Genomic DNA, 13,442 nt, shown 5'->3' with positions numbered 1-13,442 from the left:
ATAGTAGAGCTTTTTTTGAATTTTAAAAATAATATAAATAACAGTATGTTATGTTATTTCTAGTTTTTAAATTGACAAATAGAATGTATAAGCTTGTTCATTGCTTATACATTTTTTAAACATTTGATTTATTGGCTTATTTTTAAAAATTAATGCTTTATAAATGAGGGTTAATATAGCAAAATTAACAAATCTTTTGATCATGCTAGGGTTGGATTCTATTCTGTTAAATAGAATAAATTTTAATATTTAATTTAAATGTAAAATTAATTATTAATTAAATAGACAGATCTGTACGTGCTTTGTAAAATACCGCTAAATATAATTCAGTCCTATAAAGATGTTGAACAGTATTCATCAAGTTTTAGATAGTTTGGGCATTAGCCCACAGAAACGAGCTATTCATATTCAATTTACGTCTCCGATATTGAATGACCAAGTCTTTCTACAAAGAATTGATGGCGTACATGCACTCAATGATGGTTTAAAAGCAGAACTTTTATGTCTATCAACCAATGCAACGATTCAACTAAAATCTTTTATTGGTGTTCAGGCCGCTGTAGATATAGTGACGGAGCGAGGTGAATTAACCCGCGTTACAGGCATTATTACTCATGCTCAGCAAGGCCAGTCAGATGGAAGTCTAACTTTATATAAGCTGACCTTAGAAGATCCAACCGCATTATGGAAATATCGCCGCAATTCGCGCGTATTTATGAATAAAAGCGTGGTTGAAATATGGGAAATATTATTTAAAGAATGGCAAGTTAAAAATCCGCTATTTGCTGCAAGTTTAAGTTTGGATTTAAGCGGTTTAACACAAACTTATGATGTTCGTCCTTTTGTTATGCAACATAACGAAAGTGATTGGGACTTCCTCACACGCTTACTTCGTAGTGAAAATATCAGTTGGCTCATTGATGAAGCTCAGCATATTGTTCCAAGTACCGATACATCTATTCAAGCTCAGAAACTCAGGTTGATTGATGCTAATAGCCAATATCAACCTTTAGACCGTAAAACGATTCGTTACCACCGTAGTAGTGCGGTCGAACAATACGACAGCATGACTCGCTTAACTGCCGAGCGTACTCTTCAACCTAACGTTATGCATATACAACGTTGGCAAGCAGAAATATTAGAACAAGAAGAAGGGATTGGAAGCGTTCAAAGTAAGCATCAGCATAGCGAACAATATGACAATGCTACACTTGGCTTAGAGCAAGCTTGGAACTATGCGCCTGCATGGATTGGTGATTTAAAGGGTGAGGATGGTGTAACTAAATCTGGAAATCAACAAGTTGAACGATTAAACCAGAACCTCCACAATTACTACGAGGCGCAGGCGAAACGCTTTATTGCGCAAACGACAGTCCGCGATGCCTATGTGGGTTACTATTTCGAATTAAATGAACACCCAGAAATAGACCAGCATGAAAGCTCAGATAAAAGCTTTTTGATTGTTTCTAAAAACTTCTTTAATCAGAATAATTTACCTAAAGATTTAAATGACCAAATTAATGGTCTATTGGCGCAAAGTAACTGGTCAATACAAAACCCCGAGAACAGTGATGAACGCCAAGCGAATCAACTGATTTTACAACGTCGTCATATTCCAACAACACCAGCTTATAACCCACAAATTCATAGCCCTACAACTCATCCGCAACGTGCAAAAGTGGTGGGTCCTGAAGGTGAAGAAATCTATGTAGATGAATGGGGGCGTATTAAAGTCCGTTTCCTGTTTACCCGTAGTGATGATCATAGCCATGATGGTGGAGCAGGGACCAATAACAATGACACCGATTCTGCTTGGATTGATGTTCTAACACCGTGGGCTGGAGAAGGTTACGGTGCACGTTTTTTACCGCGTATTGGTGAGATTGTTGTTATTGACTTCTTTAATGGCGATATCGACCGACCATTTGTGATGGGTCGAATTCATGAGGCACAGCGCCAACCAACCAAGTTTGATAACAAAGGTAAACTTCCCGATACTAAAAAACTGAGTGGTATCCGTTCCAAAGAAGTGTCTGGTGGTGGGTTTGGACAACTTAGATTTGATGATACACCGGGCCAAATTAGTACCCAGCTACAAAGCAGTCATGGTGCAAGCCAGTTAAATCTGGGGAAACTCAGCCATCCTAAAGAAAAAGCGGAAAGTGAAGACCGCGGTGAAGGTTTTGAACTGCGTACGGACCAATGGGGAGCATTGCGTGCGGGGCAAGGTTTATTGGTATCCACCCATAAACAGGATAATGCCAAAGGCGAGCACCTCGATGCCGAAGTTGCGAAAAAGCAACTTGAAGGTAGTCAAACGAATAGTAAAGCACTGAGTGACATCGCTAAAAACCAGAAAACCGATGAAATAGAATCGATTGAGCAGTTAAAAGACTTTGCCTCACAAATTCAGCAGCAAATCGCTAAATTTGAAAAAGCTTTACTGCTTTTAAGTTCACCAGATGGCATAGCCTTGAGTACGTCCGAAGATATTCATATCTCGGCTGATGCACAAATCAATCAGATTGCTGGAGACAGCATCAATATAAGTACTCAAAAGAATGTCATTGCCCATGCCCAAAATAGGCTCAGTCTCTTTGCAGTGCAAAGTGGACTAAAAGCAGTAGCTGCGCAAGGCAAGGTAGAAATACAAGCCCAGTCAGATGCTTTAGATGTGCTTGCTAATAAAGGTATTACCATTTCTTCTACAGAAGATCGGATTGAAATTAGTAGTCCTAAAGAAATTGTAATTACTGGTGCAAGTTCACAAATTACCTTAAATGGTTCAGGAATCTTTCCGAAAACTGGCGGGAAATTTCAGGTCAATGCCGGACAGCATGTGTTCCAAGGCGGCGCATCGGCAAGTGTTCAATCTAGTTTGCCACCACCACCAAAACGTGCACAAGGTGTACTTGAGCTTTTGCACGACTACTCACATGGAGCTTTTGTTAAAGGAGCTGGTTATACCGTAACTGATAATCTGGGTAAAGTCGTTAATGGCAAGCTAGACGATAAAGGTTTTGCTCGTGTTTCAGGTTTGGCAACGGGCTCAGTGAAAGTTCTGTTCGATCCAGACCCTCGTAATCCTTGGGATGAGGCAAGTGATTTTAAACGCAAGGTAGAGTGGCCAAATCAAAATGATGTAGAAGGCAGCATTGGTATTGCATCTGGCAGTAAAGGGTTAACTGAAACATTGAAAAATGACTTTAAAAAGTTGAGCCAACTTGCGAGCAATGTGAAATCTGTACAGCAGAAGATTGAATCGGTTAAAAAAATCAAAGATCAAGGTGCTAAAGCATTATTACCAATGGCGATGGAACAGGTTTTAGGAGGGAGTGATGGATCTAAGTTAAGTCAATCATTTGTTAGTCAAAATAGCTTTATGCCTTCAAGTCAGCAGAGTAATCCACTCAGAAGATTGGCTCAAGCAAGCTCTGACAAAAAAGCAATAACAGAAATCCGATCACCTTTTGAAACGTTTGTATAATTTGAGAAGAACATGTCACAAAATTCAGTGGTTGCTCCTTTAAATACTTTTAGTCCCAAAGATTTAACAGCAAAGAAATCAGCAGTTGATAAATGGTTTAGGGAATATACAAATGGTGTGGTTACAGTTGACCGATTAGAGACAATCTGTAGAAGTGTACCTGTTTTAGGAAGTGCCTTTGCTGTTGGTGATATCATTATTGATATCATAAGTATGCTCAATAAAGGTGTTGATAAAGTTGAGATTTTTGATTGGTTGAATTTAGGAATCGATGTTATTGGATTGGTACCAATGGGACCGGTTGGACCTTCTGTGCGTGGTGCAGCACGGCCAGCATTATTTTATGTAAAGAATGAATCAGAACAAATTATTAAAGCACAAGCAAAAAAATTAGGTAAAAAAACATTAACTTCTCAAGAAGTAAAAAAAGCTTTAAGTACAGGGTTTAAAGACAGCGCAAGTGTATTTTTAACTACCATTATTGCTGAAAATGTAGCGGGGACTTTAGAAAACTTTGCTAAGAAAGGACAGAGTTTACTTAATCAGGTATTAAAAGAAGTTGGTAACTGGATTGTCTTATTAACAAAAACTATTGATGACGGCTTTAAGAAATTAGTCAGCGGCTCTTTAAACGGACTTCCAAACCTTAAGCGAGCGGGTCAACAGTCTTTAGGAGTTATAAAAGGAATATTTGAACTTGACGGAACTCGTATAGTAAATAATGCAAAATATGCTACCGAGAACGTTGCAAAAACTGTAGGTAAAGGGTATGTCAACCTAGCCAATTTGGCAGTCTCCGATGAAGCAAGAGCCAAAGTGTTAGCTTTAGGCGCAAAAATAAGATCTATAGGACAAGTTGCCCAAGGAAAAGTAAATAGTTTAAGTGACCCTAATACTTTATGGACCATTGGTTGGCTATTTAGCATTATGGGAATGGTTGCAGCAAAACATCGGCAAAAGAAAGCACAGATTAAGGCAAAAGAAACGACAAAGGCCAATGCAACTCATCCATCAAGTGCCACTGACAAATCAACTAAACAAGCTCATGCAGAGAACAATGCCAAACGATGTAAAAATTGTATGGGGGGGACGGGTGGTTCAATTACCTTTGCAATGGGTACAGAGTTCTTTACTCATGTTGATGCACAACTTGGCAGCATAATTGAGGACAGCATTAGCCGTACTTATGTTTCAAACCTTTACCAGATGGATGACTCTATTTTTGGAGCACGTTGGGTTACACCATTTACAACAAAAATTTCTCGTAAATTTAAATATAGTCCAAAGAAAAAAGATCACAAAGACTATTTAAATGGACTTGAATACATTGGTTTAGATGGCCGAGCAATTGATCTGCCTGACCTAAAAAAGGGTCAAAGTATTTATGATCCTATTGAGCAATACACTTATACAGTTTTATCTGATCAGCTTCATTTAATTGCCTACGGTGAAGACGAGAAACACTATTATGAAAAATACGGCGAGGACTATCGTCTATCCTATATAGAGCGTAAAAATGGTTTCAAAGTCGCTTTACGTTATGACCATGTTTCTATCGATAATAAAACAATTTTATCGGACATTTTATTTAAACAGGACGATAATTTGCTGGCTCATTTAGCTTTGCAATTAAATCCACAAGGTCTGGTTTCCGATATTTGGACAATCAAAAATGGCCAATTAGATCGTGTGTTGGCAAGTTATGATTATAATCAACAAGGTGACTTGATTCAGGCAACAAATGAATTTGCAGCTTCTTATTATTATCAATATACCCATCACTTAATTACACGTTATACAGATCTTACACATCGTGGGATGAACCTAAAATGGGATGGTATTTTACCTACTTCAAAAGCCATTGAAGAATGGGCCGACAATGCTAGTCGTGCTTCAAAGCTGGAGTGGGATAAAGATATCAGAAAAACCACAGTGTTAGATGTTGAAGGGAATAGCACTGAACATTACTACGATATTGATGGTTATACATACCGTATTGTTTATCCTGATAATTTTGAAGAGTGGTTCTTTCGAGATGATGCGAAAAATATAACGCTCCATATTGCTAAAGACGGTTCGAAAACTTCTTACACTTATGATGAGCGCGGTAATGTCTTGACTACAACTCAAGATGATGGTGCGACAAGTTATTTTGAATATGATGAAAAAAATCAACTCACTGGTATGGTTGATGCCGAACAGGGACGTTGGTTTAAGCAATATGATGGTTCTGGAAACCTGATCAAAGAAATTGATCCACTTAAGCATGAAACTGCTTATGCTTACAATGCCATGGGCTTAGTCACTTCTATTACAGATGCTAAAGGTGGAAGTAAGTCACTCAAATATGATGATCAAGGGAATTTAATTAGTTATACAGATTGCTCAGGTAAAGAGACCAAGTGGCAATATGATGAGCGTGGTCGTGTAATCAGCATTGAAAATGCATTAAAACAAAAAGTTGAGTATTTTTATACTGAACTGACCTTAGAAAATCGGGAACCAATTATAAAGGGTTTACCTCTGAATGCTTTTGGTCAACTTGAAAAGATTAAACATGCTGATGGAACAGAAGAACACTTCATTCATGATGCGGAAGGACGTTTACTGGCACATGTAGATCCTAAACAGAACATCACTCGCTATGAATATGATGAGGCGGGTTTAATTCTGTCTCGTACAGATGCTTTAAACCACAAATTAAAATATAAATGGGATCGATTGGGACGTCTAACCCGACTCATTAATGAAAACGGTGCCAGTTACCAATTCTTCTATGATGTCGCAAGCCGACTCGTTAAAGAAATTGACTTTGATGGTAAGGAAACGGTTTACCACTACAATGAAAACTCGGGCCAACTTGCAACCAGTATTGAAGTTGCATCTGCTTATGGACAAGACCTCAAAGACCGAGCTGCACCGAAAGATCGTATTCAGCAATTTATCTTTGACAGTATGGGGCGTTTAGAACAGCGTACTGCAGGTTATGGACACTATGGTTTAGAACTTGAAGAAAAGCAGACTGAAGAATTTGCCTATGATTATATGGGGCGAATCATTCAAGCTAAAAATGCTCAAAGCAATTTACAATGGTTTTACGATGCAGCTGGTAATTTAATACGGGAACACCAGCAAGACTATAAAATCAATAAAACTGCGGTGTGGAAACACCAATATGATGAAATTAATGATCGAATCAAAACGACTCGCCCAGACGGGCAGATTATTGACTGGTTGACCTATGGTAGTGGTCATGTACAAAGTTTAATAGTGAATGGTCAAGACCTTGTTAGCTTTGAGCGTGATGATTTACACCGAGAAATTTCACGTCACTATGCCAACGGAGTGAGTCAAGAACAGCAATATGACTTGGCAGGTCGTTTGACAAGCCAAATCATGTTGAGTGAACATGAAAATGGCTATCAAAACCAATATAAACCACGAAACAATGCATTAGAGCAGACCAGTCAATTGGTACAGCGTCTTTATCAATATGACAAAACAGGTGAGTTAACTGCAATTCGAGATACTCGCCGTGGCAATATTGTCTATAAGTACGATCCTGTAGGTCGTTTACTTGAAGCGAGCAGTAAACTTGGAAAAGAAACGTTTAACTTCGACCCTGCCAGTAACATTATAGATTCATATCATAGTCAAAAGACTCAAAGCCATTCACAAAGTGCGGAAGAAAAAGACTATGGTTATAACCGTTTAGTTAATAACGTAGTTAAAGAATATCTAGATCAACAATACCAATATGATGCTTATGGACAACTCGTACGACAAAAAACGAGCCAAGGTGATTTAAACCTTGAGTGGGATGTCTATGGCCGCATGGTGAAGAGCCATAATAGTAAATACACGGCAGAATATCGCTATGATGCTTTAGGCCGCCGTATTCAAAAGCGGAGTAAGCATCACCATACAGGTCAAGAACAGAACATCATTTATGGATGGGATAGCGATACGCTTGCTTATGAGTCTACCGAGCAGTTGACCAAGCATTACATCTATGAAAAAGACAGTTTTGTGCCAATGCTACAGGCTGTTTATTTAAATCCAATAGAATTACACCAAACTCCAGATTGGTCAGATAGACCTTATAACATACACCGTGACCCGCTTTGGAAAACTGAAAAACAGGGTAAAGAATTTGATGATGTATGGTTCTATCACTGCGACCATTTAGGCACACCGCAAGAAATGACCGACCATACAGGTGCAATTATTTGGAAAGCCGAATATAAAGCTTGGGGCGAGTGTAAAGCAGAGAAAGCCAAGTCGAATTTCTTCGAAAACAGTGAAATTATTTCAAATAATATCCGTTTTCAAGGTCAGTATTTTGATGAAGAGACAGGGTTACATTACAATCGTTATCGTTATTATTTATCTTATTTAGGGCGGTTCATAAGTAAGGATCCATTAGGGCTTTTAGGAGGAGAAAATAAATATTTATATGCTCCAAACCCTTTAAAATGGACAGATCCATTAGGGCTTTTAGTTACCCCGACATATACTAGAGGTGCCAATGGGCGTGTTGAGAGAGTTCAAGCAACAGTATTAAAGAGTGATTTAAATACAGGAACTAGTACAAATGCTAGTTCAATTGCTGAAGCAAGAAGAATGGGAAATTGTAGTAAGGTACAAGCTGGTCATTTACTAGCTAAAAGATTAGGGGGAAGTGGTGGTGTTGGTCATGTATTCCCACAAACTCCTGGGATAAATATGGGAACTTATCGCGTTTATGAAGGAAAAGTGGCAAAAGATGTGGAAGCTAATGGTTCTGCAAAAATAGATATAAGATTTATTTACCCTAATCCAACAAGTAAAATGCCGAGTGGTATAATTTATCAATATGAATCGGGAGGTAAAACGCATGTTCAACCTTTCGCTAATCCAAATCCGTGTAAATAAAGGTAATTATTATGAGCGTAGAAAATGCAAAATTAGTATTAGAAAATTTTATTAATAAAATGAAAGATTGGGAGAAAAAATGGGGGGGTGTTTTAGAAAAAAATCCTGATCTTATTTTTAATGAGGAGGGAATGGAAAGCCGTTTAAATGAATTAGTAATGATCCAGAATGAATATTTGTCAGATAAAGCATTATCATTAAAACAAGATAGAAGGGTTACTTTAACTTTTGGTATTCCTCCTGAGTATGAACAACTCATATCAAAAGAAAATATTATAAATGAAAAGAAAATTGAGTTTTATACGAAAAATAATGAAGGTAAAGAATGTAGAATTTATACATTAATTTGTGAAAATAATAATTGGAAAGTTGATATTATGAAAATTGATTCATTAGATTGGAAGTCTAGTCGACAAGTATTTTAATAAATAAAATATCTTGATAAAGATATTTATATGAAAAGGGTAATCTTCATTAAATATTTAATTGGAGAGGTAAGTGACATAATTTACAACGTGACCCATTATAGAAGGTAATGAAAACTGGAAAATATTTTAATGTTTTATAATTATGGGTCACTTTCTATATGTTTTGTAGGTGTTAATTAAAAATTAGGATGAATTGAGTCACAAATTAATAATGGTGAAATTACAGTTTATTAAACTAACGAAAAGAGTTGATCTATATTAGTCACTACGAGTTGTTTTATTAGCACCACGAACAAAATCGATTCGATTAAGTTAGGATTAAATAAATATGAAGTATTTTGTTTTAAGTGCGATGCAAAGTAATTTTTGTCCAATTTCACTTGTGGATGATGCTGTTCTATATATGAATAAAGAGCAAGTTAGCCAAAATATCGAATGTGGATCTTTACCGTGGTATAGCTATAAAACTAGCAAAAACTGTGATTTACCGATTGAAGGTGTACTTATTTTAAAAAGTAAAAAAATAGAAATAAGTATTAGAAATATAAATGACAATATATATGTTGTTGATGAGATTTTTAAAAATATTTTTGGAAAGTATATTGATTCTGATTTTATAAGGGTTGAAGTGTTAAGTGAAAGTTTAGAAAAAATAAATAACAAAAATTATTATATTTTTAGGTTTAATCAATTTTTTGATTTTACTAGTGTCTTGGATTTAAATAATTCATCTTGTAGATTGATTAATGATTTTTTAGTTTTAGAAAAGGCAGAGTTTTTAAATGATTTAGATGTTAATGTATTGAAAATTAATAATATAGATACTGCTCAAGATACTTTTTTTATCAGTGAGTTTGTTAAAGAAGAAATTGAAAAAAATAAATATCAAGGTATAAATATTTTTGAACTTAGTTTAGCTCAATGGAGAGATTCTGATGATTTTAGTTTTATGTTTTTGAGCGAGGATGAGGTGAATAAATTTGTGTGGCCAATTTAGTAGATATCTCTCTCATATAAAAAATAATATTTGTAATTATTTTTGATTTGATAAAATGTATACGTAATAGTTTATTATAAACCTATTATCCAACTTTATGGGTTTCTAAAATGGAGCATGAGGTATGATTCTATTGTTGTGATCATGCCTTTTTAATCTGTCCTATGTGAAAATTCAATAAATATTGGATAGAGTAATTATGTACCACAAAATAAATTAAGTTGGAAGCAGATAGTAAATAGTACAAAAAATGGTAATGCTGCTAAATATAAATCTGATATTAATATTCAGGCACTTGAGCGAGTAGCTTGGGCTAATGGTACTAAAGTAAATGCTAGTGTAGGTAAGAATTCAACATGGAAAGTATATAAATCATCCGATATAATGGGAGCTAATAGTGGAAAAGAAACAGAATATATGCGTATTGAGTGCTCGCAAGGGATAATACATGGTCATCCGATATCAAAAGATACATACAATAAATATCTAAAGAGGTCATAATGAATATTTGGTGGAATATTGATATTAAAGATGGAGTTGTTAGTCATGACTCCATTTCTTGGATTGATGATAATTTTGAAATAAATGAAGATACAGTTTTTGATTTATCTGAAGATTTATTACAAATTTCTTTTAATAATAAAATATTAGATGTCGGATGGTATCCGGATCTAGAGGTAGATGGTTTTTTTAGAGTTGTATTAATAAAAGATATGAATTGGGAATCACCTATAATTGAAAAAGAGTGTGGGGATATAAAGAGCTTAAAGGAGAATATATCAAATATTATATCTAATAATATTTAGGTGCTGAATGTGTTGGTTTTGAATATAAACTTTGTTTAAGTCTAGCTAACTCAAGTGAAAAAATAAAATTTTAGATTTTATTGAGTTTGATGTGGGAAATATTTTTAATTTATTAGAGCTAATTAATATTTTTTATCATTTTTATCGCTTAATTTAAATGAAATTATTCAAAATAAAAGCTATCAAATTAGTAATTTTTTAGAAGATTTAGTAAGGAAGAGTAACTTAGGGAAAAAATATCAAGAGATTGATATTTTGATTGCGAAAAACTGATAAATATTGATAGAAAAATATATAGAGCTTGTGTTAATGGTTTTAAAAAGTTCTATATATTTTTATTAAAATTTAATTAATTTAGATAGGGTGATAAATACACATTTATTGTATAAAAAAGATTTGATCGTAGATGGGAGAGGCTGTTGGTGAAAAATAAGCTCTGGAAAAAATATAAATTTCAAACTGAATCTAATAAATTTTATTCTATTTTATCAGATTCAGATTTTAATAAGGAGGATGGAGTTAAGTTAAATCCTTATATAAATAGTGAAAATTTAATGGATAAAGAGATTTTAGTAATTCAGGAAATGGATTTAATAGACTTACCGTGTTTTAATATCCGAAATACAGATATTGGTATTTTTTTGGAAATATATAGTTTAAATCAAACAGAAGTGTATATTGTTGATAATAACTTTAATATTAAAGATGTGCTTGAATTAGTAAATAAGCTGAGCCAATTTAGTTATGTCTCTGCATTGAAATATATTAAATTTAAATATGGGTTTAAAGATCAGTATATTTTTTTTGAAAATTAATTAATACTTATATTTTAAATTAATCTCTTGAGGCTTAATTTAAATAAAGTTTTATAAAAAATTTAATTTAATAAATGTATATAACGCCTGATAGTGTTCAGGATTTATATACATTCAATAGCTCAAAGGAAAGTAAATGGATGGGAGCAATATTTATATAAAGTTGGTGCCAATCCAAATGATGTAAAATCCTATAGAATAGTTAGTCATCATCAACCTGATAAGCAGCATGTTTATGCACATTGGCATGTTGGTATACCTTAAACGACTTCATAGTTATAATTTTTCTTTAGCTGATCAGAGAATAACTATGGCAGCAAGATTAAAGAACCGTTGTCATAGTCATATTTGGGAACACCAAGCGGGAAATTTAAAGTTAACGGTCCAAAAGGCGATTATGAGTTATGAGTAATAAAGAATGGCGCGAACATTTTAATAGAAATGAGTATCACGAAATTACGGGATCTTATCTTTTAGTTATTGAGGATGCAAAGAGAAAATTTGAGGAGATTTCCAAGGGGGAATGGGATCTGAAGAAATATGTATTATGGCTACAAATCTCAATTAATCAAAAATATGCATCAATAGGTTTTATTCCAAATATTGAAAACTTCATTGATGGAATACCATTTGAAATTCCTAATCAAGGAATGTATCAAAACGGACGAGGTGTACAATTTTATTATGAAATTGATAATGTAGAGCTTAAAGAAACTATCTTTATGAGATGATTCATACTGTATGTAATTAACATATAAATTCGGGCTATATAAAGAAAAGTCAATCACACGAAAAGTATTTTTGTGGTTGGCTTTTGTTTTGTAAGTTATTTTTTCTATTAAAGATTAATAAGTAATGATTAAAGTCTCAATTCCATCTAAGGCGTATCGGATTATAAACTGAGGTAATTAACTATGAAATTTGAAGGGTTTAATCAACTTATAGATAAGCTTTCGGAACAGGAAAAATATGAAAAAGTTGATGAAATCTTAGATGATCAAATAGATGAAATAATAAAGTTAGATAGTAAAGAAATTGAAAAATATTTAATGCTTTATGCCTCATTAGCAGGAGATGCTGAATCTTTAGCTAGATTTGATAAATTATTTAATAAGGCAGTATCTTTAGGGAAAATTAAACAGACTGATTTAAAAAAACATGAGGAATTATCACCAGCTAATAGATGGTTGTAGTTTGTATAAAATTTCAAAATAGAACTTTATATTTGCTATTAGGTTCTATTTTTTAGGTAATTATGAGAATTTTCATATATAAATCAAAAATGAATTTATATTTTTATTGTAATTTTAATATAGTAGGGTTAGTGCGTAAGTTATGGATTTAATTAAAGATATTGAAGGGTTTTGTAGAAAATATGAGATTGATTTTTTAATAATGTCTTTAGATTTAACTGATGAAATTAATGAGTTTATGAGTCCTTTATGGCAGGGAACAACAGGGGAAATGAATTGGGAAATCACTAATACAGAATTTTTAAAATTGAGTTTTCCAAATGAAATTGATAATACTGTGATAAATAAAATTGTCTCAAATTTAAAATTTAAATTATTAAATGAGGAGAGCGTATATTTATATTTTTCCGGATTTGAAGCAGTGATCAAGATAAATACTAACAAATTTTTTCTGAATTTATTTAACTTTATGGATGAATTTTGTTTTCTAGATTTTATTTATTTTTTAAGTATAGATAGTTCAAAAAAAGATATAAAATTAGTGGAGTTGAGAATTTTTGAATATATATGCGGAAATTTATGATTTTATATTAATCTTGATAATTAGCAATTGAACACGGAATTTTAAAGCCTGAACAAGTAAAAGAGTTAGGTGAGCTTACAGGTCAAACCCTTAAGAAAGATTATGCTTCTGTGGCATCAAAATTTAAGTTTTCTGAAAAGCAGTTAGGGAATGCTTCTGAAGGTTCTAATTGTAGCCAATTTATCGTTGGTGTGAATGCAGCGAAATAATTAAAAGAAA

The 13,442-nt window shown here is 33.7% G+C and carries 9 protein-coding genes and 1 pseudogene; all 10 read left to right on the top strand.

The window, feature by feature from the left end; translation table 11 throughout:
• Window positions 1–340 precede the first annotated feature (340 nt).
• A complete protein-coding gene (locus NE363_RS11810) occupies window positions 341–3,487 on the top strand; it encodes a type VI secretion system Vgr family protein (RefSeq protein ID WP_445535126.1) in 3,147 nt (1,048 codons plus the stop codon).
• 12 nt (window positions 3,488–3,499) lie between these two features.
• Window positions 3,500–8,401: an RHS repeat-associated core domain-containing protein gene (locus NE363_RS11805; protein WP_445535125.1), complete on the top strand. Its 4,902-nt coding sequence runs from the start codon at window positions 3,500–3,502 to the stop codon at window positions 8,399–8,401.
• An 11-nt stretch (window positions 8,402–8,412) separates the two neighbouring features.
• Window positions 8,413–8,826, top strand: a complete 414-nt coding sequence (locus NE363_RS11800; protein WP_416715711.1) for an NTF2 fold immunity protein — start codon at window positions 8,413–8,415, stop codon at window positions 8,824–8,826.
• 331 nt (window positions 8,827–9,157) lie between these two features.
• Window positions 9,158–9,826, top strand: coding sequence for a hypothetical protein (locus NE363_RS11795; protein WP_445535124.1), 669 nt, complete (start codon window positions 9,158–9,160; stop codon window positions 9,824–9,826).
• A 500-nt stretch (window positions 9,827–10,326) separates the two neighbouring features.
• Window positions 10,327–10,632 carry a hypothetical protein gene (locus NE363_RS11790; protein WP_336930890.1) on the top strand — a complete coding sequence of 102 codons (306 nt, stop codon included), beginning with the start codon at window positions 10,327–10,329 and terminating at the stop codon, window positions 10,630–10,632.
• 422 nt (window positions 10,633–11,054) lie between these two features.
• The gene (locus NE363_RS11785) at window positions 11,055–11,447 is read left to right on the top strand and encodes a hypothetical protein (protein ID WP_445535123.1); all 393 of its coding nucleotides are present in this window, start codon (window positions 11,055–11,057) and stop codon (window positions 11,445–11,447) included.
• Window positions 11,448–11,851: 404 nt separating this feature from the next.
• Window positions 11,852–12,178, top strand: a complete 327-nt coding sequence (locus tag NE363_RS11780) for a hypothetical protein (protein WP_445535122.1) — start codon at window positions 11,852–11,854, stop codon at window positions 12,176–12,178.
• 183 nt (window positions 12,179–12,361) lie between these two features.
• Complete coding sequence (locus tag NE363_RS11775; RefSeq protein WP_445535121.1) at window positions 12,362–12,640, top strand: hypothetical protein; 279 nt, start codon at window positions 12,362–12,364, stop codon at window positions 12,638–12,640.
• A gap of 142 nt (window positions 12,641–12,782) precedes the next feature.
• Window positions 12,783–13,223, top strand: a complete 441-nt coding sequence (locus NE363_RS11770; RefSeq protein ID WP_039248258.1) for a hypothetical protein — start codon at window positions 12,783–12,785, stop codon at window positions 13,221–13,223.
• Between the two features lie 23 nt (window positions 13,224–13,246).
• Window positions 13,247–13,432, top strand: a pseudogene (locus tag NE363_RS11765) (hypothetical protein); the annotation flags it as partial.
• Between the last annotated feature and the right edge of the window lie 10 nt (window positions 13,433–13,442).

The organism is Acinetobacter sp. G18 (genome assembly GCF_052660225.1).
This window is presented reverse-complemented; position numbering and strand designations above follow the sequence as displayed.